Origin of the sequence: Bradyrhizobium sp. 482_C4_N1_8, assembly GCF_052075965.1 — a bacterium.
GTDB classification, from domain to species: domain Bacteria; phylum Pseudomonadota; class Alphaproteobacteria; order Rhizobiales; family Xanthobacteraceae; genus Bradyrhizobium; species Bradyrhizobium barranii.
The window spans coordinates 4,987,574-5,011,195 of record NZ_CP197231.1; the positions used below are offsets into that span (position 1 = coordinate 4,987,574).

General features: G+C 64.1%; 22 protein-coding genes. 10 read left to right on the forward strand and 12 right to left on the reverse strand.

What is annotated here, in order from left to right:
- Window positions 1–50: 50 nt before the first annotated feature.
- The 3 genes from parE (at window position 51) to AB7Z56_RS24170 (ending at window position 4,410) form a co-directional block, all read left to right on the forward strand.
- On the forward strand, window positions 51–2,096 hold the full coding sequence (gene parE / locus AB7Z56_RS24160; protein WP_071914292.1) for a DNA topoisomerase IV subunit B: 2,046 nt from the start codon (window positions 51–53) through the stop codon (window positions 2,094–2,096).
- A 428-nt stretch (window positions 2,097–2,524) separates the two neighbouring features.
- Complete coding sequence (locus AB7Z56_RS24165; RefSeq protein ID WP_085401054.1) at window positions 2,525–3,307, forward strand: outer membrane protein; 783 nt, start codon at window positions 2,525–2,527, stop codon at window positions 3,305–3,307.
- Between the two features lie 278 nt (window positions 3,308–3,585).
- A complete protein-coding gene (locus AB7Z56_RS24170) occupies window positions 3,586–4,410 on the forward strand; it encodes an outer membrane protein (RefSeq protein WP_354113166.1) in 825 nt (274 codons plus the stop codon).
- A 92-nt stretch (window positions 4,411–4,502) separates the two neighbouring features.
- On the opposite strand, the gene AB7Z56_RS24175 is transcribed toward AB7Z56_RS24170, so the two are convergent.
- Entirely contained in the window at window positions 4,503–5,204 is a 702-nt protein-coding gene (locus tag AB7Z56_RS24175) for a hypothetical protein (RefSeq protein WP_354234056.1), read from the reverse strand.
- A gap of 173 nt (window positions 5,205–5,377) precedes the next feature.
- Here AB7Z56_RS24175 and AB7Z56_RS24180 point away from each other — a divergent pair, with 173 nt between their 5' ends.
- Entirely contained in the window at window positions 5,378–5,563 is a 186-nt protein-coding gene (locus AB7Z56_RS24180; protein WP_007609848.1) for a hypothetical protein, read from the forward strand.
- Between the two features lie 21 nt (window positions 5,564–5,584).
- Window positions 5,585–6,355, forward strand: a complete 771-nt coding sequence (locus tag AB7Z56_RS24185; RefSeq protein WP_063983511.1) for an SDR family NAD(P)-dependent oxidoreductase — start codon at window positions 5,585–5,587, stop codon at window positions 6,353–6,355.
- 366 nt (window positions 6,356–6,721) lie between these two features.
- On the opposite strand, the gene AB7Z56_RS24190 is transcribed toward AB7Z56_RS24185, so the two are convergent.
- Window positions 6,722–7,489: an outer membrane protein gene (locus tag AB7Z56_RS24190; protein ID WP_354113164.1), complete on the reverse strand. Its 768-nt coding sequence runs from the start codon at window positions 7,487–7,489 to the stop codon at window positions 6,722–6,724.
- Window positions 7,490–7,668: 179 nt separating this feature from the next.
- Window positions 7,669–8,928 (reverse strand): FAD-dependent oxidoreductase, encoded by a 1,260-nt coding sequence (locus tag AB7Z56_RS24195; protein WP_354113163.1) that lies wholly within the window; start codon window positions 8,926–8,928, stop codon window positions 7,669–7,671.
- A 121-nt stretch (window positions 8,929–9,049) separates the two neighbouring features.
- On the opposite strand from AB7Z56_RS24195, the gene AB7Z56_RS24200 reads away from it, so the two are divergent.
- Entirely contained in the window at window positions 9,050–9,334 is a 285-nt protein-coding gene (locus AB7Z56_RS24200; protein WP_028148780.1) for a hypothetical protein, read from the forward strand.
- Between the two features lie 49 nt (window positions 9,335–9,383).
- Here the strand turns inward: AB7Z56_RS24200 and AB7Z56_RS24205 are convergent, their stop codons facing one another.
- Window positions 9,384–10,904: a caspase family protein gene (locus AB7Z56_RS24205; protein ID WP_441256457.1), complete on the reverse strand. Its 1,521-nt coding sequence runs from the start codon at window positions 10,902–10,904 to the stop codon at window positions 9,384–9,386.
- Window positions 10,905–11,104: 200 nt separating this feature from the next.
- On the opposite strand from AB7Z56_RS24205, the gene AB7Z56_RS24210 reads away from it, so the two are divergent.
- From AB7Z56_RS24210 to fabA, 4 genes are all read left to right on the forward strand, one after another.
- Window positions 11,105–12,115, forward strand: coding sequence for a helix-turn-helix transcriptional regulator (locus AB7Z56_RS24210; RefSeq protein ID WP_354113161.1), 1,011 nt, complete (start codon window positions 11,105–11,107; stop codon window positions 12,113–12,115).
- A gap of 300 nt (window positions 12,116–12,415) precedes the next feature.
- Window positions 12,416–13,954: a DEAD/DEAH box helicase gene (locus AB7Z56_RS24215; RefSeq protein WP_063983517.1), complete on the forward strand. Its 1,539-nt coding sequence runs from the start codon at window positions 12,416–12,418 to the stop codon at window positions 13,952–13,954.
- Between the two features lie 165 nt (window positions 13,955–14,119).
- Window positions 14,120–15,187, forward strand: a complete 1,068-nt coding sequence (locus tag AB7Z56_RS24220) for a GGDEF domain-containing protein (protein ID WP_247310734.1) — start codon at window positions 14,120–14,122, stop codon at window positions 15,185–15,187.
- Window positions 15,188–15,291: 104 nt separating this feature from the next.
- On the forward strand, window positions 15,292–15,822 hold the full coding sequence (gene fabA, locus AB7Z56_RS24225; RefSeq protein WP_354075579.1) for a bifunctional 3-hydroxydecanoyl-ACP dehydratase/trans-2-decenoyl-ACP isomerase: 531 nt from the start codon (window positions 15,292–15,294) through the stop codon (window positions 15,820–15,822).
- Between the two features lie 60 nt (window positions 15,823–15,882).
- On the opposite strand, the gene AB7Z56_RS24230 is transcribed toward fabA, so the two are convergent.
- From AB7Z56_RS24230 to AB7Z56_RS24265, 8 genes are all read right to left on the reverse strand, one after another.
- The gene (locus AB7Z56_RS24230; protein WP_354123654.1) at window positions 15,883–16,314 is read right to left on the reverse strand and encodes a TfoX/Sxy family protein; all 432 of its coding nucleotides are present in this window, start codon (window positions 16,312–16,314) and stop codon (window positions 15,883–15,885) included.
- A 162-nt stretch (window positions 16,315–16,476) separates the two neighbouring features.
- Window positions 16,477–16,887, reverse strand: a complete 411-nt coding sequence (locus AB7Z56_RS24235; protein ID WP_071914312.1) for a HesB/IscA family protein — start codon at window positions 16,885–16,887, stop codon at window positions 16,477–16,479.
- Between the two features lie 49 nt (window positions 16,888–16,936).
- Window positions 16,937–17,308: an SUF system Fe-S cluster assembly protein gene (locus tag AB7Z56_RS24240; RefSeq protein WP_354123653.1), complete on the reverse strand. Its 372-nt coding sequence runs from the start codon at window positions 17,306–17,308 to the stop codon at window positions 16,937–16,939.
- Window positions 17,305–18,552, reverse strand: a complete 1,248-nt coding sequence (locus AB7Z56_RS24245) for a cysteine desulfurase (protein WP_166096422.1) — start codon at window positions 18,550–18,552, stop codon at window positions 17,305–17,307. Before AB7Z56_RS24245 ends, AB7Z56_RS24240 begins: the two co-directional genes overlap by 4 nt.
- Window positions 18,549–19,853 (reverse strand): Fe-S cluster assembly protein SufD, encoded by a 1,305-nt coding sequence (sufD, locus tag AB7Z56_RS24250; RefSeq protein WP_354075584.1) that lies wholly within the window; start codon window positions 19,851–19,853, stop codon window positions 18,549–18,551. The genes AB7Z56_RS24245 and sufD overlap by 4 nt, the downstream gene beginning before the upstream one ends.
- A gap of 11 nt (window positions 19,854–19,864) precedes the next feature.
- Window positions 19,865–20,617 (reverse strand): Fe-S cluster assembly ATPase SufC, encoded by a 753-nt coding sequence (gene sufC, locus AB7Z56_RS24255; RefSeq protein WP_028161255.1) that lies wholly within the window; start codon window positions 20,615–20,617, stop codon window positions 19,865–19,867.
- A 62-nt stretch (window positions 20,618–20,679) separates the two neighbouring features.
- Window positions 20,680–22,176, reverse strand: coding sequence for a Fe-S cluster assembly protein SufB (gene sufB / locus AB7Z56_RS24260; RefSeq protein WP_135213508.1), 1,497 nt, complete (start codon window positions 22,174–22,176; stop codon window positions 20,680–20,682).
- 115 nt (window positions 22,177–22,291) lie between these two features.
- Window positions 22,292–23,431: a cysteine desulfurase family protein gene (locus tag AB7Z56_RS24265; protein ID WP_135213507.1), complete on the reverse strand. Its 1,140-nt coding sequence runs from the start codon at window positions 23,429–23,431 to the stop codon at window positions 22,292–22,294.
- Window positions 23,432–23,622 lie beyond the last annotated feature (191 nt).

Sequence of the window (23,622 nt, forward strand, 5' to 3'; positions counted from 1 at the left end):
CGGCCCAACCGATTCGCCGCCATCGCGGCCATCAAAGTGCATCAAAATATATGTCCAAGCAGTTGAAGCCAAAAGCAAAAGACGATTTTTTCGGCGGCGATGAGCCGAAGTCGCGTGCGCCCGCCAAGGCGGCTTCGCGCGGAACGGGCGGCGAAGCCGACTACACTGCGGCCGATATCGAGGTGCTCGAAGGCCTGGAACCGGTGCGCCGCCGGCCCGGCATGTATATCGGCGGCACCGATGAGAAGGCGCTGCATCACCTCTTCGCCGAAGTCATCGACAACTCGATGGACGAGGCGCTGGCCGGGCACGCGACCTTCATCGGAGTCGAGCTCAGCGCCGACGGGTTCCTGACCGTCACCGACAACGGCCGCGGCATCCCGATCGATCCACATCCGAAGTTTCCGAAAAAGTCGGCGCTCGAAGTCATCATGTGCACGCTGCATTCGGGCGGCAAGTTCGACTCCAAGGTCTACGAGACTTCCGGCGGTCTGCACGGTGTCGGCATCTCCGTGGTGAACGCCCTATCCTCGCTGCTCGAGGTCGAGGTCGCACGCAGCCAGAAACTCTACCGCATGACGTTCGAGCGCGGGCACCCGAAGGGCAAGCTCGAGGATCTCGGCAAGATCAACAACCGCCGCGGCACCCGCGTGCGCTTCAAGCCCGACACCGACATTTTCGGCGCCAAGGCCGCGTTCAAGCCGCAGCGCCTGTTCAAGATGACGCGCTCGAAGGCGTATCTGTTCGGCGGCGTCGAGATCCGCTGGAACTGCGCGCCCGAGCTCCTGAAGGGCGTCGAGGACGTGCCGGCGGAAGCAACGTTCCATTTCCCCGGCGGACTCAAGGATTACCTCGCCGCTGCGATCCACGCCGACACGCTGGTGCATCCCGACATCTTCTCTGGCAAATCAGGCCGCAACGGCGCGCACGGCGCCTGCGAATGGGCTGTCGCCTGGACCGCGGATGCCGACGGCTTCCTGTCGTCCTACACCAACACCGTGCCGACGCCCGATGGCGGCACGCACGAATCCGGCCTGCGCAGCGCGCTGCTGCGCGGCCTGAAGGATCACGCCGAGCGCGTCGGTCAGGGCAAGCGCGCGTCATCCATTACGTCGGAAGACGTCATGGTGGGCGCGGCCGTGATGCTGTCGGTGTTCGTGCGCGAGCCTGAATTCCAGGGCCAGACCAAGGATCGTCTCGCCACCGCAGAAGCGCAGCGCATCGTCGAACAGGCGATGAAGGATCCGTTCGACCACTGGCTATCGGGCAATCCGAACATGGCCAACCGGCTGCTCGACTTCGTGATCGACCGCGCCGAGGAGCGGCTGCGCCGTCGCCAGGAAAAGGAAACGGCACGCAAGACCGCCGGCAAGAAGCTGCGCCTGCCCGGCAAGCTCGCCGACTGCACCGATGCCGGCACCGAGGGCTCCGAGCTCTTCATCGTCGAGGGTGACTCGGCGGGCGGCAGCGCCAAGCAGGCCCGTGATCGCAAGACGCAAGCGGTGCTGCCGCTGCGCGGCAAGATCCTCAACGTCGCCTCGGCCGGCAAGGACAAGCTGACGGCGAACGCGCAGCTCTCCGACCTCGTGCAGGCGATCGGCTGCGGCCAGCTTTTGCAATATCGCGAAGAGGATCTGCGCTATCAGCGCATCATCATCATGACCGACGCCGACGTCGACGGCGCCCACATCGCCTCGCTCCTGATCACCTTCTTCTACCGGCAGATGCCGCGGCTGATCGACGAGGGCCACCTCTTCCTCGCGGTGCCGCCGCTCTACAAGCTGACCCATGGCTCGAAGTCCGTCTACGCACGCGACGACAAGCACAAGGAGACGCTGCTCAAGAGCGAGTTCAACGCCAACGCCAAGGTCGAGGTGAACCGCTTCAAAGGTCTCGGTGAGATGATGCCGGCGCAGCTCAAGGAAACCACCATGGATCCGCGCAAGCGGACGCTGCTAAAGGTGGTGCTGCTCGCCGACGACCGCGACACCACGGCGGATTCGGTGGAGCGTCTGATGGGCACCAAGGCCGAGGCGCGCTTCGCGTTCATCTCGGACAAGGCGGAGTTTGCGAGCGAGGAGCTGCTGGACGTCTGAGGCAGTCTTCCGACGTCACGCACAAAGTCCCGGCCTCGGCCGGGGCTTTTTTGTTTGCGGCTGCTCGCGGAGGCGCCCGACCCAGACCGCGTCCGCTACCCGACTCATCTTGGGGCGGAACGACTCGGCCAACGACTCACCGGCGCCAAGGCTGAGGCAGGATTGCTACCATTTCGGACAGAGCCGGATTTGCTAACGAGAAGTTACCGGAATTCGATCTTCGGAAAATGACGCAACATATTGTAATAATAGAGATATTTTTGATTTCGGCGATCACGCCCGGAATCCTCGCCGAGCGGCGTTTCCCGGCGACTGTGCCTGTCCGGCAACAGCATTTCGGTGGAAAGCGGCTATAGTCCGGGCATCAGATCACTCGGACTTCAGTGCGCTCGCGCCTGCCGGACAGACCAAAGCTTGGGGATTTTAAGATGAAGAAGATTTTGCTCGCACTCACCGCGGTTGCCGCGATGACCGGCTCGGCGTCGGCGGCCGATCTGGCTGCCCGTCCCTACGTGAAGGCCCCGCTTCCGGCGCCCGTCGCCAACTGGACCGGCTTCTACATCTTCGGCGGTGGTGGTGGTGGCCTCTCGAACTCCGATCAGTCCGTCCAGACCACGGTCGGCGCGGTTCCGCTGACGATCGGCCAGCGCCAGGGTGGCTCGGGCTGGTTCGGCACCGTCGGTCTCGGCTACGACTGGCAGTTCAACAGCACTTGGGTCGCCGGCGTGTTCGCTGACGGTCAGTTCGGCAGCATCCGTGGCACGGTTCAGGATCCCTTCTTCGGCATCACCGGCTCGCAGAAGCTGGAAGACTCCTGGGCCGCTGGTGTGCGCCTCGGCTATCTGGTTGCTCCGAACGTTCTCTCCTACGTCAACGGCGGTTATTCCGGCGCTCACTTCGGCCAGACCAACTTCCTGACGCTGGCCGGCGTTCCCGCTGGTGCCCACCTCAACAGCTACAACCGCAATGGTTGGTTCGTTGGCGGCGGCGTCGAGAACAGCCTGAACATCTTCGGCATCTCTTCGCCCGGCTGGTTCATGAAGACCGAATATCGTTCGGCCTTCTACAACGCCAAGACCCAGGACGAACTGATCGACGGCACCAACCTCCCGACCGGCAACAGCATCCGCGCCAACAGCTGGAACCAGACGATCTCGACCTCGCTGGTCTACCGCTTCAACTGGACCGGTCCGGTCGTCGCGAAGTACTGATCTGTTCTGAAATTCAGACGTCAAAGCCCCGGCATTGTCCGGGGCTTTTTCGTTGCGGCTTCTGTTTTGCGGAGTTCAAGGCTCGATACATCGAGAGCTCCGGTGCGCGGTGCCCCAGCGGGTCGTGCCAGTCCGGAGGCGTCGCCTCAAGCTCTGCGTTCCCAATTCATATGTACCTGACCGGCAACAGCTTTTTGGCTGGAACCGCCTATAGCTTGGTCATCCGATGACTCGAAGTTCAGCGCGCGCGCCGAACAGACCAAGGTTGGGATTTAATCATGAAGAAGTTTTTGCTCGCTCTGACGGCATTGGCGGCGATGACCGGTTCGGCCGCGGCGGCTGACCTTGGGGCCCGCCCCTATGTGAAGGCTCCGGCGCCCGCGCCAGTGCAAAGCTGGACCGGCTTCTACATCTTCGGCGGTGGCGGCGGCGGTCTGTGGTCCGCTGACAGCAACATCCAGAGCACCGGTGTTGCCGGAGGGTTCGGTGCCTTCGGACCGGCGGGCACCGCGATAACCCGCGATACGCGCCTGGGCGGCAGCGGCTGGTTTGGAACCGTCGGCGCCGGTTACGATTGGCAATTCAACGGCCGCTGGGTGGCCGGCGTCTTTGCTGACGGCCAGTTCGGTGACATCAGTGGCTCGCTGACCGACCCCGCCTTCTGGCAAACTGAAGGCCGCCAAAAGCTCCGCACCAGCTACACGGCCGGCGCGCGGTTAGGCTATCTCGTTGCGCCCAATGTCCTGTCCTACGTCAACGCCGGTTACTCGGGTTCGGAATGGTCAGGCACGTCTCAGACGTTTCTGGGTGTGGGACCGGGCGCCAGTACCGCGACGCAGACGACCACTGGCTCCTTCCACCGCGATGGCTTTTTCGTTGGCGGTGGCGTCGAGAACAACCTCGACATTTTCGGAATTGCTGCGCCCGGCTGGTTCATGAAAACCGAATACCGTTCGGCGTACTATGACCGCATTTCCCGGCCCACGACGTTTGCTCCGGGCAATAATTTCGGCGCGCCGGCGGTGGGTCTGACGGGCACCGCAATTACCTTCAAGCCCTGGGTCCAGACCATCAGCACGTCGCTGGTCTACCGCTTCAACTGAAGCGGCCCAACTCCTGAGACAAATCCCGATCCAGTCTGGATATCAGACGTCAAAGCCCCGGCATCATCCGGGGCTTTTTCGTTGCCGGATTGTCAGCGGCCGACGCTCGCCTTCAGAGATCGGTATGCCTCATCAAGCCGGTTCTCGATTCCCGCCCAGTCGGCCTCGGTGATCGCCTCGCCCCGCGCATCGCGAAACGCCATGGCCTCTGCCCGCGCGATGCCGAACTGCCTGATGCCGGAATCGTCCGCACTCTTGCCGTAGGTCAGCGCCGCCACGCGTGCGATGGTGAGGCCATAGTCGCGCGGGTCCACCGCCTCGCGCCGCGCCCGCCACCAGTCAAGCTCGAGACGGGCGGCCTCGTGCGCGTCGAATGCCGCGGGCGCGGCCGATGCAAGATCCCGGTAGTATCCAACGAGCGCTGGCAGGGCCGCATCGGCCTCCCGGCGTGACCGCGTCGGCTGGAACGTCCTGGCGGCCCCGGCGGCGCCGAACGCGATCTGCAAGCTTCCTAGCGGCGAAAAGCCGAACTGCGTCCGCGTCGATTCGTAGAGATGGTAGAACAGCGCGGCATAGCGCTTGTCGTAATAGTCGCGCCACATCGCTGTCTCGAGCCGCGCCATCTCGGCCGGATCGAACGCCCGCAGATCCGCACGACGCGGAATGACGGCATAGGCCGCCACCAGTGCGGCCGCAGCAGCGATGCCAAGGGTGCTACCAAGGCGCCCGCAGATCCGCACGACGCGGAATGACGGCATAGGCCGCCACCAGTGCGGCCGCAGCAGCGATGCCAAGGGTGCTACCAAGGATCATCTTCCGCACGGACATGGATCCTCCCAGCGGCCCTGCATCCGCAGCCATTGTATCCAAACCGAAGCTACGGCTAGTCTGGCGGGAAGTTTTCGTGACAAGCGGCGATCGTTGATGCCGTAGGCCACGACAGAGGCAAACCAACGGGGAGGAATGCATGCGCAGATTTCTGCTGATCGCAGGCCTGTTTGCCCTCGCCGTCGGGCTGCTCTGGATCGGACAGGGAACGGGCACCGTCGCCTGGCCGCGGTCGAGCTTCATGGTCAACCAGTTGCAATGGGCCGGCTATGGCGCAGCCATGGCCGGCTTCGGACTGGTCCTGATCTGGCAGAGCAACCAATAGAAGAAACCAGGGAATACAAATATGACATCCAACCGGTTCGATCTCCGCGGCAAAGTCGCGATCGTCACAGGGGGCAATGGCGGCATCGGTCTTGGCCTCGCCCACGGACTCGCCGATGCCGGCGCCGATATCGCCGTGGTCGCACGTAACGAAACCAAGTCGGCCGCTGCCGTTGCCGATCTCAGAGAGCGCGGCGTGAAGGCGATTGCCGTCACCACCGACGTCACCGACAAGGCGGCGGTCGCGGCCATGATCGACCGCGTCGTCAAGGAGCTCGGCCGGATCGACATCCTCATCAACAATGCCGGCATGAGCATCCGCAAGCCGCCGCACGAGCTCGAGCTCGACGAGTGGAACAAGGTGATCGACACCAACCTAACCAGCGCTTTCGTGTGCTCGAAGCTGGCCTATCCGGCGCTGAAGGCGTCGGGCAACGGCAAGGTGATCAATATCGGCTCGATGATGTCGATCTTCGGTGCGAGCTTCGCCACCGCCTATGCGGCAAGCAAGGGCGGCATCGTGCAGTACACGCGCGCGTGCGCCAATGCGTGGGCGCCCGACAACATCCAGGTCAACGCCATCCTGCCGGGCTGGATCGACACCGACCTCACCCGCGGCGCGCGGCAGCAGGTCTCGGGACTGCATGAGCGCGTGCTGGCGCGCACGCCCGCGGGACGCTGGGGCGATATCGACGACTTCGCCGGCATCGCCGTGTTCCTCGCCTCGCCCGCCTCGAACTTCGTCACGGGCACTGCGATCCCCGTCGACGGTGGATTCTCCGTGATGGCGTAAGCTTGCCCCGCGGTCGACGAAAAGGCCCCGGCAGATGCCGGGGCTTTGAAAGCTCTCACGTTCGGAGAGATCAGTACCTTGCGACGACGGCCGAGGGACCGAAGCGGTAGTTCACGCCGACGCGCACCGCATCAACGACATGGCTGAACGATACGTCGCTGAGTACGTGGGGCAGAAATAGGCAAGTGCTATTTACCTACTGCACCCTTATGCACCGTCACGGTCAGTTTCCGGAGATGACCATCCGCTGCGCCGTCCCGCCCGTGGCGACAACGACGCGCGAATCGGCAGAAGAAAGCCCCGGACGGAGCCGGGGCTTTCAGTTGTTGGCAGTACTTTTTTAGCTTCGGTCGTTTGTTGACGTGCTCAGTAGCGCGCGATGACCGGTGCGTCGAACTTGTAGCTCGCGCGCACGACGGCCCACTGGATGTCGCGCGGCTTGGCATCGAAGGTGTAGTTACCCGAGGTGCCGCCGAGCTGATAGGTCTGGCTGCCGAAGGCCGCGTAATTGTACTCGAGGCCGACGATCCAGTTGCGGGTGATGCCGTATTCCCAGCCGGCGCCGACGGTCCAGCCGTTGGCCCAGTGGGTCTGACCGCCCGAGCCGGTCGAGGGCGCAACGGTGTCGCTGACGTTGAGGCGGTTGTTCACGCCGGCATAGCCGCCCTTGATGTAGAACAAATTGTTCTGCACGGCGAAGCCGGCGCGGCCGACGACGGTCGCGAGCACGTTGGCGCGCCAGGTGAAGATGTCGTCAGCGGCGCCGAAGGCGGTGTTGACGACCGTACCCTTGTTGTCGAGGCCGGAGATCGTGCCTTCCATGCCGAACACGTAGTTGTTGGCCTGCCAGTTGTAGCCGATCTGAGCACCGCCCATGATGCCGGCGCCACGCTGGCGATAGCCCTGGCCCGGAACGAGATCGCCGAACGGCGCGCCGGCCCCGTTGTTGATGAACTGCTCGTTGGTCCATGCGCCACCGATGTGGCCGCCGACATAGAAACCGGTCCAGTTGAACAGCGGCTCCGCATAGGCGGGCGCCTTCATGTAGCGCGCACCGAGATCGGCGGCTGAAGCGGCGCCGGTCGAAACCAGAGCGGTCGTGCAGGCGAAGGCGGCAATCAATTTGTTACGCATGGTACACCCCGTGTCCTTTGATGGGTGCACGGTCACACGCAGGTCTTACTCAAATTTGAATCAAGAAAGTTAAGACGCCGGATTGGCAAGCGGCACGACGTGAATCCGTTTGCGCTGTTGCGCGCACGCAACGCGCGGCGCGCGATTTAACGCCGCGTTATCCCTACCGACCTCCTGCACTATGACGCCGGCGCGGCCTTGGATTGCACGTGCTCGGGCCGCACGCCGAGCGCAATCAGGCGCGCCGGAAGACCCTGGAGCCATGGCAGCGCAGTGATCAGGCGCACGACCAGCGGCACCTTCAGCGGCCGATCGCCGCCCTGCAGGGCGCCGCTGATGATGTTGTTCTGCACGATCACCTGCATGCGCTGCGTCATCCTCACCGGGAATTCGCGGCGTCGGCGCACGGCATCGAGTTCATTCTCGGTTGGGCAGCCCTGCCGAAGCTTGTCGGCCAGCAAATTGGCGGTCGCGACCGCGTCCTGCACGGCGAGATTGACGCCGACGCCACCGACCGGCGACATCGCATGCGCGGCATCGCCGATGAGAAGCAGGCCCGGCCGCGTCCAGCGCGCCAGGCGGTTGATCGCGACGGTGAGCAGCTTGACGTCGTCAAAGCTCTTCACATCGGCAATGCCGGATCGAAGGATCGGCGCCATGCGCACGACGTCGTCGAGCAGCGCCTGCAATCCCCTCGCCTTCACCGCCTCGTATTGTCCCTTCGCGATGACATAGGCGCACTGCCAATAGTCGCCGCGCTCGAACGTAACCATCATCTTTCCGGGCTCGATGCGCGCGAACAGGTTCTCGGTCTCGTCCGCCTTGCGGCCGACGCGGAACCACAGCACGTCCATCGGCGCGCCGATCTCCTCGACGCGGAGCCCCGCACGCTCGCGCACCGTCGAATGCCGGCCGTCGCAGGCAATGGTGAGATCGGCTTCGATGTCGATCGGCCCATCCGGTGTCATCGCGCGCACGCCGGCGATGGTCTCGCCGCGACGGATCAGATCGACGGCTTCCGTATTCATCATCACCTTGAGCGAGGCGAAGCGCTGGCCGGCCTCACGCAGGAAATTCAGGAAGTCCCATTGCGGCATGAAGGCAATGAACGGGTACTTGGTGCGGAGCCGGCGGAGATCGGCGATCCGCACGGGCGTGCCGCCAAACAGACCGTCCATCATCTGCAGGCGCTGGTGCGGCAGCTTCAGGAACCCATCGATCAGGCCGAGCTCGTCCATCACCTGGAGCGTCGAGGGATGCACGGTGTCGCCGCGAAAGTCGCGGAAGAAATCCGCATGCTTCTCCAGCACCACGACGTCGATGCCGGCGCGTCCCAGGAGATAGCCGAGCATCATGCCGGCCGGCCCGCCGCCGACGATGCAACATCGGGTTCTCACGGAGTGACGCACGGTGTGCTCTGGGGTATCAGATTCCGTCATCAACTCCTCGCTTACAACTTTAGTACTCTGTGCGGTGCAACAAGCCGGAATTGGTTTGCCGCAACGCCGAATGGCCGGTAGCGTTGCTGATAATTTCGATTGATTTCAGGATGATCCCGCGTTGCGCACCATACTGATAGTGCTTGGCATCTGGCTGCTGATCAACGTGCTTTTCGTCGTGATCATGCTGCCGCCGCGCAAGCCGCGGAAGCCGGATCCTCAGGAGGCGGGCACGCTCGCGCCGGCACGGATCGACCAGAACGGCTATCCGTTCGAGGAACAGGAGAAGGTCCTGCTTCGCCATGTGGTCATCTCGATCGCCATGGGGACGTTCTTCTCGCTTGCACCGCCCTTGATGGAAGCGATCGACTCCATCAAGCGCTACATCGGGAAGCGTCGCGGCTAGTTTCCCGCGCCAACTGCGCTCGCCGCCCAACAATGGAACCGCAGACCGCTCAGTTGTTGCTGCGGTTCGCGGCCCGAAAACTCTTGATTTCCGACACGCTGCCATCGCGGTAGGTCAGTTCCACCGAGACGAACTGCGTCGCCGGGGCAAGCTTCATGTAGAGCGGCATGCCGGCGCTGATCGCGCTGGGATCGCGCATGTCGCAGCCCGGCATCTTCAACACCTGGTTCGGAACGGCGGTGTCGATGCCGATGCGCACCTCGCGGATGGCGCAGCGGTAGGACACGAGATGCGTGTAATAGACGAGCAGCCCGTTGAACTCGCGGAACGACAGCCAGCTCGTCGCGGTCATGTCGAGAATCTTGCGCTGGTCGCGGATCAGCGCGGCCTCGGGATCGAACCTGATCGGGAATGGCCCCTGCATGTCGCCGGACTGATCGACATAGCGGACCTCGATGGTGCCGGCCTGCGCATCCGGCGGCAATTCGATCGACGGGTTCGGCATCCGCTTGCGCGTGCGCGAATCGAGCGTGTCGATGAAGCCGGTCTCGCGGAAATCGCCATTGCCGGCCATGCGCCAGGAAATGCCGAGCGTCGGGTCGGCGAAGGAGAACACCACGCTCCAGCCGCCATTGTGCCGCGAGAAGCTGGCGATCGGCGCGTTGGTGGTTTCTTCCTTCGGCACGCGCGGTACCGACACCGGCGGGAGAGCCGCGAGCTTCTGCGGCGGCGGATCGGCCGGGCGCGCAGCGGCCGTCGCGTCCTTGGCAACACCACTGAGGAACACGTCGTCGACCATCTGGTCGAAATAGACCGGCACCTGCCTGTGCTTGACGGTGTCGGCCATCTCGCTGACGAGACGGCGGGTGCGCTGCGCCACCTGCACCAGGTTCTCGCCGGGCTGGAGCAGCTCCTTGGCGAAGGTGCGCGTGAACACCGAATTGGGATTGGCGTCGTCGTTGGAGAGACGATCGAGTGCGGTCTGGCGGGGACCTGCGGAGAACACCGAGAACACGCCTTCGGGCAGCTGCACCATCGGCGCGAGGCCGCCGCCGCCGGCGACCGCGCGGGTGCCTTTGCGCTCGAACGGGTTGTTGCGGCAGGCGTCGAACACCAGGATCGACGTGCGCGCCTTCTTGTTCTGAAGGCGCTCGACGATGCGGTCGGCCAGGATGGAAGCGTCGCGCACCAGCTCTTCCTGCCCTTCGGTCGCCGCCGGTACGTCAGTCGGCAACAGGTAGTTCTGGCCCGCGATCTCGAAGCCGTGGCCGGCGTAGAAGAAGAATGCGGTGTCGCCGGGCTCGATCGTCCTGTCGAACGCGAGCAGCGTCTCGGAGAATTGCTGCCGGCTCTGGTTCTCGGCGACCATCACCGAGAAACCGAGCTGCTTCAGTGTATCGCCCATGGTGCGGGCGTCGTTGACCGCCTTGAGGAGCTTGGGGACGTTCCTGTAGTCGTTGTTGCCGACGACGAGCGCAACGCGCTTCTCGGCTTGTGCGGGCAGCGCGAAGCCGCTCAGGCTCACCGCAAGGCCAAGGGCCGCCAGAATTCTGAAAAGCCGACGCGTCATCGTAAAATTCCCGTTGCAGAACGGCGCTCCGCCGGCCCCCTCGAACAGCGATTCATTGGAACCCTCTGCCGTTGATGATAGTCGGTCCAGCCATATCGACGGTTCAACGCGCAGAGCCCACGGGTTCCGTCATCTGGACTATGGCAGATTCCTCCGGAATCTGCTTTTTCTAGGAAGCTGCGCTGCAAGCGGGGGCTGCCGTGTATCGATGGTGTACTGACGAGGTCGAGCCGCATGACCGGTTCGACTATTGGCGCGAGGTCCGGTCCAAGGGCCTGTTCGGCGTCACCGCCGAACTCGAGCGCGAGCGCCGCGCGGACTTCTACGGCGAATTCTCGCTGCGCCAGCTCGGCGGCGGTGGACTCGTCGAGCTGAAGGCGTCGCACTACACGGTCGAGCGCAGCAACTCCGACATCGCCTACGCGCCCGGCGACAGCATCTGCGTCTACCAGCAGCTCGGCAGCGGCGGCTGGTTCGGCGGCATGCGCACCGGCGACTTTGCGATCGCCAACGGCAGCTTCGCCACCAGCCATACCGACCAGCCCTATCGCACCGCGCCGCTCGGCGCAGGCGGCTTCCACCTGCGCATCCTGAAGATCCCCGTGAGCAGGCTCTCCACGCAGGACAGGCGCATGCGCGAGCTTGCGCCCCGGACCTTCAGCGATCCCGGCCTGGCGCCCCTGCTCGGCGCCTGCTTCGCCGACCTCGATGAAGCCGCCGCGGGCGATAACGGCGCCACTGATGCGACCTCAGTCGCCCAGACCTCCTTGGATCAAGCCTCCTTGGATCAAGCCTCGCTCGTCCAGGCCTTGGCCCATCTGGCCCTGATCGAGCGCGGCATCGTGCGGCCCGGCAGCCGCCGTGGGCAGGCCGCGCTGCGGACCGCCCGGCTCTCACAGGCGCGTCGCCTGATCGCGCGCTATCTGCAAGACCCCGATCTGGCGCCGGCGATGGTGGCCGACCAGCTCGGTGTGTCCGTGCGTCACCTGCACATGCTGTTCGAAGCCGCGGCGAAGAGCTTTTCGCAGACCGTGACGGACGAACGCCTGAAACAGAGCCGCCGCCTGATGCGCGAGGCGCCGGACCGGCTGATCGCTGATATCGCAACCTCCTGCGGCTTCGAGAGCTTGGCGACCTATTACCGGGTCTTCAACGCCGCCTACGGAATGGCCCCCGGCGATTTCCGGGCCCGGGGCCCGGAAGGGCGTTAGCCGTCCCTCCGGCAGCCATCGCCCGGTTAGCGGTGGAGGCGGAAAAGCCCAGCCGGGCCCGCTATTTGGGCAAAAACCTCAGGTTTTTTAGGGTCTTCCCGCGCCCGCTCCATTGACTTTGGCCGATTCCCGCCTATGTTCCGGGGCGACGCGGCTCAGATCGAAGACCGATTCTTGAGCCTTGCGCTTTGTTCGCGTGAGTCAGCACCCCCAGCTTCTTTGAGAGCGCGCCGTTTCGGGGTGGAACGCGACAGCCTTAATTACCCTCGATTCCGAACGGCGGTTTCGACCAGAGGCTCAATGTCCTTTTCAAATCTCGGACTGTCCGAAAAAGTCCTCGCCGCAGTGGCGGCCACAGGTTACACCACCCCCACCCCCATTCAGGAACAGGCGATCCCCCACGTCCTCGCACGCAAGGACGTGCTCGGCATCGCCCAGACCGGCACCGGCAAGACCGCGGCCTTCGTGCTGCCGATGCTCACCATCCTCGAAAAGGGTCGCGCCCGCGCGCGCATGCCGCGCACGCTGATCCTGGAGCCGACCCGCGAGCTCGCGGCGCAGGTGAAGGAAAACTTCGACCGCTACGGCGCCGGCCAGAAGCTCAACGTCGCCCTGCTGATCGGCGGCGTTTCCTTCGGCGACCAGGATGCCAAGCTGACGCGCGGCGTCGACGTGCTGATCGCCACCCCCGGCCGCCTGCTCGACCACACCGAGCGCGGCGGGCTCCTGCTCACCGGCGTGGAGCTGCTCGTCATCGACGAAGCCGACCGCATGCTGGACATGGGCTTCATTCCTGACATCGAGCGCGTCTGTAAGCTCGTCCCGTTCACGCGGCAAACCCTGTTCTTCACCGCGACCATGCCGCCGGAAATCCGGCGCATCACCGAGACCTTCCTGCATAATCCGCAGAAGGTCGAGGTCTCCAAGCCCGCCACCACCGCCGTGACCGTCACGCAGTGTCAGGTCCCGGCCGGGCGCGAGGCGCATGAGAAGCGTGAATTGCTGCGACGCCTGCTGCGCGAGGCCAAGGATCTCCAGAACGCGATCATCTTCTGCAATCGCAAGCGCGAGGTCGCCGTCGTTCACAAATCACTGCAAAAGCATGGTTTCAGCGTCGGCGCCCTGCATGGCGACATGGACCAGTCGGCCCGCACGGCGGCGCTCGAACAGTTCCGCAAGGGCGAACTGCCGCTGCTGGTCGCCTCCGATGTTGCCGCCCGCGGCCTCGACATCCCTGAGGTCAGCCACGTCTTCAATTTCGACGTCCCCCACCACCCCGACGACTATGTTCACCGCGTCGGCCGCACCGGCCGCGCCGGCCGGTCCGGCATGGCGATCTCGCTCGTGACGCCGCTCGACCAGAAGTCGATGGTGGCGATCGAGAAGCTGATCGGCCAGAGCATTCCGCGCGCCGAGGGCGATTTCGAAGTGCCCGCGGACGCAGGCGAGCAGAGCGCACGTTCGCGCGAACCGCGCGGGCGCGACCGTGAACGTTCCCGCGGCGGACGCGGCAAGCCGCAGCGTGGCCGCGATCGTGAGCGCAGCCACGAGCCCCGCGAACCGCGCGGCGAGGCGAGGCCCTCCGCAGAGACACAGCCCGCTCCTGAAGCGAGACCTGCACGTGAGCCGAGGCCCGCACGGGAGGCGAGGCCTCCGCGTGAAGCGAAGCAATCATCCGAGCCGCGCGGTGGATCGCGCCAGCAAGCCAATCCATCGCATGTGCCGTCGATCGGCCGCCCCGAGCCGCGCCGCCAGCGCGAGGCCGATACCGAGCCCGGCGATCACTCGCACCTTCCGGCGTTTCTGCTCCGGCCAGTGCGTTCTCCCGCCGGCGCCTGACGCGCCGGCGCGATTCAGGTTCGGTTGAGCAGAACCGCTTCACACTTATTCTGATGCATTCGCGAACGTCTGTTTACAGAGCGTTCACGATCGTCCGTTAGCCTGCGAACATAATTTAAGTATTGCTGCGGTCGATGGCGCACCGACCGCTGTGGGGTATGTTCAGTGGTCAAGGTGCTCGACGAACACGAACGCACGATGGCGTTCGCCGAAGTGGCTCTCGGTCAGATCCGCTCGCTTCGACAGACTGCAATTCCCCGCAATTACGAGATCTGGTACGTCTACGCCACCGGCTATAACGCACCGCTCAACAAGATCATCAACGAGACGCTGGCGCGCCACGGCAAGCTGACCGAAGGCGATCTCGAGCAGATCTACGAGACCTATCTTTCCCACATCAAGACCACCGACCGCATCGACAAGGTCGGCGCACGCGTCATCGGCGAGATCGACGACGTGATGACGGTGCTGAGCGAAGCGCTCGGGATGACCGGCTCCTACGATGCCAGCCTGTCGGGCGCGACCGAGCAACTGTCGTCGGCCAAGAGCCGCGACCAGATCAAGTCGATCGTCGAGACGCTGCTGCGTTCGACCAGCGAGATGCGGGAGACCAACAAGGCGCTGGAAGACCGCCTGACCCTGTCCAAGAACGAGATCAGCAATCTCCAGCAGAGCCTGGAGGCGATCCGCGCCGAGAGCCTGACCGATCCGCTTACGGGATTGGGCAATCGCAAATATTTCGATCGCATGATCGGCATGGCCGTGCAGAGCGCGCTCGCCTCGGGCGAGCCACTGTCGCTGCTGCTGTTCGACATCGATCATTTCAAATCGTTCAACGATTCCTACGGCCATCTCACCGGCGACCAAGTGTTGCGGCTGGTCGGCCTGTCCATGAAGCAGACCATCAAGGGACAGGACATCACCGCGCGCTATGGCGGCGAGGAATTCGCGGTCCTGCTGCCCAACACGGCGCTGCGCCAGGCCCTCACCGTTGCAGATCACATCCGCCGCGCCGTGATGGCGAAGGAATTGAAGAAGAAATCGACCGGCGAGATCCTCGGCCGCGTCACCATCTCCGTCGGCGTCTCCATGCTCAAGCAGGGCGACGACCCCGACGCGCTGATCGAGCGTGCGGATGCCTGCCTCTATGCCGCCAAGCGCAACGGGCGCAACCGCGTGATCTGCGAGGCCGATCCGGAATTCGCGATCGAGTCGCACAGCCGGGTGGCCTGACGCCGAAGCAGCGCGCCGAAGAGACGGCCGGCGCTTGACATTCCAACCCGCCGAACGACATCTTCCCCGCCGCCCGACTGCGAGCGTCGAGAGGACTTGTCGTCTTGCCCAATCCCCATGACTTTCACACACCGCAACCATCCTACACCAGGGACGAACTGCTGAGATCGAGCGACGGCGGCTATTTCGGCCCGGGCAACGCGCAATTGCCGGCCCCGCCGATGCTCATGATGGATCGCATCACCGAGATCAGCCTGGACGGCGGCGAGTTCGGCAAGGGCCACATCGTCGGCGAGCTCGATATTGTGCCCGGCCACTGGTTCTTCGATTGCCACTATCGCGGTGACGCGATGATGCCGGGAAGCCTCGGTTTGGATGCGATGTGGCAGATGATCGGCTACTGGCTCGGCTGGTCGGGCTCACCGGGCAAGGGCCGCGCCATCGGCGTCGGCGAGGTCGAGGCTACGGGATTGGTCACACCGGAGACGCGACGCGTGCGCTACGAGGTCGCCATGCGTATGGTCCGGCGCGGCAAGCTGGTGCTCGGAATTGCCGACGGTCGCGTGCTGGCCGACGGCGTCGGTGTCTTCATGGCCAAGGACATGAGGGTCGGCCTGACCAAGGCCGTAGATTGATCCTCAGGTCCCGTAGGGTGGGCAAAGGCGCGCAGCGTCGTGCCCACCATCTCGGCATAACTATCTCGAACGGTGGGCACGCTTCGCTTTGCCCACCCTACGCACCGCCTTCTTGGCCACTTTCTTGGCTGGCTGCTTCTTCGCCACCGCCTTCTTCCCCTTCGGCCGCTTCTTCACCTTGGCGCGCTGGGCGGCGGCGAGCGCTGCCCTCGCCCATTGCGCAAGCTCCTCGGAATCGTCGAACAGGCGCGCCGGCAATTCCCAATAGGAATTCACCAGCACGGTTTTGGCGCGGGTCGAATACTGGAACGGCTTCGAGCCTTCCGCTTCAAAGTCCGGGATGGTGACCTCGTCGGCGCGGAAGAACAGGCCCGCGCGCAAGGCGAGCGCGAAGTTGATGCCGTCGGCGGAGATGCCGTAGCCGGAGAACATTTTTCGGATGGTGACGGGGCCGAAATTGGCGAACAGGTCGATCAGGAATTCGCGGTCCATGGCCAAGCTGTCTCCCCACGGTCGTCCCCGCGAACGCGGGGACCCATAACCACAGGGAGGAGTTTAGCGAAGACTACCAGCCAGGAAAGCTTGGTACTGATACCGAGCGTCATCGCCAGATCACGCGGTATGGGTCCCCGCGTTCGCGGGGACGACAGCGACTTACCCGTCGATCTTCGCGGGCCGCAGCTCGACCGACTCGCCGCAGCCGCAGGCGGAGACCTGGTTGGGGTTGTTGAAGACGAACTGGGCCTGCATCTTGTCGGCCTTGTAGTCCATCTCGGTGCCGAGCAGGAACAGCACGGCCTTGGGATCGACCAGGATCTTGACGCCCTTGTCCTCGACGACCTCGTCGGTCGGGCGGACATCATGGGCGTATTCGACCGTGTAGGACTGGCCGGCACAGCCGCCGTTCTTCACGCCGACGCGCAGGCCCACGATCTCGGAATCGGCGCGGCTCGTCAGCTCGCTGATGCGCTGGGCGGCGGCATCGGTCAGCCGCATCACCTGCGGACGCGGGCGCCGCGGTTTCGGAGTGGATGCTGGTGTTGGGCCGGACGATATCTGTGTCATGTCAGTGATGTGGTCCGTTGCTGAGCGAATTCAATGCCAGAGTTACGCGTCACCACATATTGAGGACGAGACGGGCCTCGTCGCTCATGCGTTCCGGCGTCCATGCCGGCTCCCAGACGACCTTAACGTCGACCACGCCGACGCCGGGGACGCTGGCGACCGCGTTCTCGACCATGGTCGGGAGCTCGCCGGCAGCCGGGCAGTTCGGCGTCGTCAGCGTCATCTGGACGTCAACCGAGCGGTCGTCCTTGATCTCGACCTTGTAGATCAGGCCGAGTTCGTAGATGTCGGCCGGGATCTCCGGATCGAACACGGTCTTGAGGCCCGCGATGATCTCGGTGGTGAGACGCTCGGTCTCCTCAGGCGGCAGCGCCGACTGGGTCTCCATCGGATTGGCTTTGACTTCGGCCGTGTCACTCATGCGAACAAATCCCGCGCCTTCAACAGCGCCTGTGCCAGATGATCGACTTCTTCCCGCGTATTATACATGCCGAACGACGCCCGGCAGGTGGCAGTCACGTTGAACCGCTCTAAAAGCGGCATCACGCAATGGGTGCCGGCGCGCACGGCGATGCCCTGGCGGTCGATCACGGTGGCGACGTCGTGGGCGTGGGCGCCCTTGAGCTCGAAGGAGATCACCGGGCCCTTGCCCCGGGCGGTGCCGATCAGCCGCAGCGAGTTGATCTCGCGCAGCCGGTCCTGGGCATAGGTGGTGAGATCGTGCTCGTGGGCGGCGATGCGCTCCTTGCCAATCGAATTGACGTAGTCGATGGCCGCGCCAAGGCCCACGGCCTCGACGATCGCGGGCGTGCCGGCCTCGAACTTGTGCGGGGGATCGCCATAGGTGACGATGTCGCGCGAGACCTCACGGATCATCTCGCCGCCGCCGTTATAGGGACGCATCGCGACGAGGTGATCGTACTTGGCCCAGAGGATGCCGATGCCGGTCGGCCCGTAGACCTTGTGGCCGGTAAAGACATAGAAATCGCAGCCGAGATCCTGGACGTCGACAGGCAGATGCACTGCACCCTGGCTGCCGTCGACGAGCACGGGAATGCCGCGGGCGTGGGCGATTTTCACGACGTCCTTGATCGGCACAATGGTGCCGAGCGCGTTCGACATCTGCGTGATCGCGACCAGCTTGGTCTTCGACGTCAGCAGCTTCTCGAACTCGTCGATGAGGAAGTTACCCTCGTCGTCGACCGGCGCCCACTTGATCACGGCGCCATGGCGTTCCCTGAGGAAATGCCACGGCACGATGTTGGAGTGGTGCTCCATGATCGAGATGACGATCTCGTCGCCCTCTTTGATGTTCGGTTCGCCCCAGGACGACGCGACGAGGTTGATCGCCTCCGTCGCGTTGCGGGTGAAGATGACCTCTTCGGTCCGCGGCGCGTTGATGAACTGCGCAACCTTGCTGCGACCGCCCTCATAGGCCTCGGTGGCGGCATTGGCGAGGTAATGCAGGCCGCGATGCACGTTGGCGTATTCGGACGTATAGGCCTGCGTCATGCGGTCGAGCACGGCGCTCGGCTTCTGCGCAGAGGCGGCGTTGTCGAGATAGACCAGCGGCTTGCCGTAGACCTGCATGGCGAGCGCCGGAAAATCCTGGCGCACGCGTGCGACGTCGTAGGCACCGTTCTTGACTGCGGGATGCGTGCTCATTGGCGCCGCTCCAGCCAGCGCTCGGCGATACCGATCACGTGCTCGCGCAAACCGTCATCGGCGATCTGCTCGATCGCCTCACCCACGAAAGCCTGGATCAGCAGCGCCTGGGCCTGCTTCTCCGGGAGGCCGCGCGCCTTCAGGTAGAACAGCAGGCTGTCGTCGAGCGCGCCGGCAGTGGCGCCGTGGCCGCAGGAGACGTCATCGGCGAAGATCTCGAGCTCCGGCTTGTTGTCGGCCTCGGCTTCGTCCGAAAGCAGCAGCGCGCGGGTCATCATCTTGCCGTCGGTCTTCTGCGCGTCGGGACGGACGATGATGCGGCCCTGGAACACCGAATGGGCGCGATCGTCGATCACCGCGCGGAAGACCTCGCGGCTGACGCAGTTCGGCACGGCATGATCGACCACCAGCGTGGTGTCGCCGTGCTCGGTCTTCTGGAGCAGGTTCACGCCGTTGACGGAGAGGTCGCTGCCCTCGCCCGCCATCGTGATGAAGCCCTGGAGGCGGCTGACGGCAGCGCCAGTCGTCATGTTGAAGAAATTGAGCTTCGTGTTCGCGCCGACCGTGACGAACTGCGAAGTCACATTCACTGCGTCGGGTGCATCGTCCAACAGGCGGATATGCGCGACGTCGGCATTGTCGCCGACCGAGAGGATGACGGCGTCGTTGACCTGGTAGGCCTTGGCACCGGCCGCAACAAAGCTCTCGATGATGGTGGCGCGAGCGCCGTTCCCGACCGCGATCTGTGAACGGCTGAAAGCCGACGCGGACGAAGCGGTCGCGATGTGGATGATCTGGATCGGCGCGGACAGCTGCGCACCGTCGGCGATCGACAACACGACGCCGTCGGTTGCCAGCGCCGCATTCAGCGCGATCACGGCATCGGTGGCCGCGGTCTTCAGGAGACCTGCGTCCTTCTCCAGCGCTTCCCGAAGCATCTTGAGGCCCGCCTCAGAGGCAAGCGCCTTGACGTCGGAGAGATCGGCCGCGAACACGCCGTCGACCAGCACCAGCTTGCGGGCGCCTTCGATCGCATGCGCCTTGACGGCATCCGCGGCACGCTTCAGCGCGGCCGCATCGGGGCTGGCTGCAAGCGGCAGCACCTCGCCGACCAGTGCACGCAGGTCGGTGTATTTCCATTCCTCGATCCGGCGATGCGGCAGGCCGAGACGCTCATAGGTCTCGAACGCCTCGCGGCGTACCGCGATCACAGAAGGCGAACCCGGCAGGCGGCCTTCGGCGCTGGCGAAGAGATCGCTCACCGCACGGCCGTTTCCGGTCTTTGCCACAGCAACGTTCATCCTAAAATTCCTTACGCGGCATCCTCGAACTGGGCGTAGCCGGACGCTTCCAGCTCCAGCGCCAAGTCCTTGCCGCCGCTCTTCACGACACGGCCCTTCGACATCACGTGCACGACGTCGGGCACGATGTAGTTCAGCAGCCGCTGATAATGGGTGATGACGACCATCGCGCGCTTGGGCGAGCGCAGCGCGTTGACGCCGTCGGCCGCAATGCGCAGCGCGTCGATGTCGAGGCCGGAATCCATCTCGTCGAGGATGCACAGACTCGGCTCGAACAGCGCCATCTGCAGCACCTCGTTGCGCTTCTTCTCACCGCCGGAGAAGCCGACATTGACGCCGCGCTTGAGCATGTCCTGCGGGATGTTCAGCGACTTCGAGACCTCGCGGACCTTCCTCAGGAAGTCCGGGGTCGAATATTCGCTTTCGCCGCGCGCCTTGCGCTGCGCGTTCAGTGCGGTGCGCAGGAAGGTCATGGTGGCGACGCCGGGAATCTCGACCGGATACTGGAACGCCAGGAACACGCCCTTCGCGGCGCGCTCGTTGGGATCCATCTCCAGCAGGTCCTCGCCCTTGAACAGGATCTGGCCGTCGGTAACCTCGTAGCCGGGCTTGCCGGCGATGACGTGGGAGAGCGTCGATTTGCCGGAGCCGTTCGGCCCCATGATCGCGTGAACCTCGCCCTCGTTCACGGTCAGCGTCAGCCCGTGGAGGATCTCACGCTCTTCGACACGAACCTTCAAATCCTTCACTTCAAGCAAAGCCATCTTGGTGTCCAGTCTATTCAAATGATGCATGGAGCGCCGTAGCGCACCGCGAGGGTCGGCGATTAGCCGACCGACCCTTCAAGCGAGATCGAGATCAGCTTCTGCGCTTCCACCGCGAATTCCATCGGCAGCTGCTGAAGCACGTCCTTGACGAAACCGTTGACGACGAGGCCGACGGCTTCTTCCTGGGTGAGGCCGCGCTGGATGCAATAGAACAGCACGTCCTCGGAGATCTTCGAGGTCGTCGCCTCGTGCTCGAACGTCGCCGAGGAGTTTTTGGCCTCGATATACGGCACGGTGTGCGCGCCGCATTTGTCACCGATCAACAGGGAATCGCACGCCGTGAAGTTGCGCGCGCCGGTCGCTTTCCGGTGCGCGGTGACGAGCCCGCGATAGGTGTTCTGCGACTTGCCGGCGGCGATGCCCTTCGAGATGATCCGGCTCGACGTGTTCTTGCCGAGGTGGATCATCTTGGTGCCCGAATCGACCTGCTGGAAACCGTTCGAGATCGCGATCGAGTAGAACTCACCGCTGGAATTGTCGCCACGCAGGATGCAGCTCGGGTACTTCCAGGTGATGGCGGAGCCGGTCTCGACCTGGGTCCAGGAAATCTTGGACCGGTCGCCACGGCAGTCGCCACGCTTGGTGACGAAATTGTAGATGCCGCCCTTGCCTTCCGAATTGCCGGGATACCAGTTCTGCACCGTCGAGTATTTGATCTCGGCATCATCGTGCGCAACGAGCTCGACCACGGCGGCGTGCAGCTGGTTCTCATCGCGCTGCGGCGCGGTGCAGCCTTCGAGATAGCTGACGTAAGAACCCTTGTCGGCGATGATCAGCGTGCGCTCGAACTGGCCGGTGTTGCGCTCGTTGATGCGGAAATAGGTCGACAGCTCCATCGGGCAGCGCACGCCCGGCGGCACGTAGACGAACGAGCCGTCGGAGAACACCGCCGAGTTCAGCGTCGCGTAGAAATTGTCCGAGGTCGGAACCACCGAGCCCAGATATTTCTGCACCAGCTCGGGATGCTCGCGGATCGCCTCCGAGATCGGCATGAAGATCACGCCGGCCTTCTTCAGCTCGGCCTTGAACGTGGTCGCAACCGAGACCGAATCGAAGACCGCGTCGACCGCGATCTTGCGCCGGGCCGGATCTTCCTCGCCGGGCTTCGGCTCGACGCCTTCGAGCATCGCGACTTCCCGCAGGGGAATGCCGAGCTTCTCGTAGGTCTTCAGAATCTCCGGATCGATCTCGTCGAGCGAGGTGACCGTCTTCTTCGGCTTCGGCGCCGCATAGTAATAGAGGTCCTGGAAGTCGATCTTGGGATAGTCGACGCGCGCCCAGGTAGGCTCGGTCATGGTCAGCCAGCGCCGATAGGCCTCGAGCCGCCACTGGAGCATCCAGGCGGGTTCGTTCTTCTTCTCGGAGATGAACTTGACGGTCTCTTCCGACAGTCCCTTGGGGGCCTTGTCGGACTCGATCAGGGTCTCAAACCCATAACGATACTGATCGACGTCGATGCGCTTCACGCGCTCGACCGTCTCTTGCACGGCTGGCATTCTATCCTCCGCTCGCGGTTTCAAGGACCGCGGTGGATCACAAACTTGGACGAGTATTACGATGTTTTTCGGCAGAAAGCACGCGCTTAGAACCGTTCAAGCCGTGTTTCGTCGCTTAGGCTCTAAGTAGGGTATTACCAAGCTTTCGCCAAGCCTCTAACGTCCTGTTGATGTCATCTGGTTCCGTGGACCAGCCCAGACTGAGACGCACCGCTCCCTGGGCAAGGGTGGCATCATACCCCATCGCCGACAGCACGTGAGACGGCTGCACCTTGCCTGATGAACAGGCCGAGCCCGAGGACACAGCCACGCCTTCGAGATCGAAGCCGATCACGGCGGTTTCGGCCTTCAGGCCGGGGGCAGTGAAAAGGGTGGTATTTGGCAACCGCTTGATGTCATCCGCGAAGACCATCGCCCCGGCAATCCCGCGGATACCATTTTCCAAGGAATCTCTGAGGGTTGCCATCCGCTCCGCATCCTCCGGCAGAGCCTGAAGGGCCGCTCTCACCGCCGCCCCGAAGCCGGCGATGCCGGCGACATTCTCGGTTCCCGCGCGCCGGCTCAGCTCCTGCCCGCCGCCCCGCAGCACGGGTTCCAGTCCGGCGATCCCCTCCGCCAGGACCAGCGCGCCGACGCCCTTGGGGCCGCCGATCTTGTGCGCGGAAAAGGTCGCAAGGTCTGCGTCCACAGTCTTGATATCGAACGGGATTTTCCCCAGCGCCTGGATCGCATCGACGTGCAGGAGCCCCCCCGCCTCGTGGACGATACCAGCAGCCTCTGCGATCGGCTGAATTGCGCCGGTCTCGTTGTTCGCAGCCATGATGGAGACCAGCGCCGGTGGGCCGTCACCGAGCAAAGCCTGCAGACGGTCGAGGTCGATCACGCCGGCGCGTGTGACCGGGATCTGGCTGACCTTCTCCGGTGGGAATCGGCCGCCCGACAGCACCGAGGCATGCTCGACGGCCGAGACCAACAGGCGCTCGACGGGGCCGCCGGACGCCCCCCGCAGACCGGGCGACAGCGCCAACGCATTGGCCTCGGTTCCGGCTGAGGTGAAGACGACGTTCCTCGGCAATGCACCGACGGCTGCCGCGAGCGTGGCGCGGGCTTCCTCGACCAGCCGGCGAGCCTCGCGACCCTCGGCATGAACCGAGGACGGATTGCCGATCAGCTCCCAGGCTGCAAGCATCGCGGTCCGCACTTCGGCGCGGAGCGGCGAGGTCGCATTCCAGTCGAGATAGACACGACTCTGCATGAGGTATTATGTTACTCCATGGATCAAGCTGGTGTGCCCGTCCTGGAGCCCGACATGGGCCCCCGTGGAGCGCTTGGCAACTCGATTCCGAATCCCCACCGTTCAATGACGCCGCCATGACGCGCTAACATCTTGAGCCCATTGCGGGATGTTCAAGATGCTTGCTTTTTGACCCTCGCCTCATGTTAGAA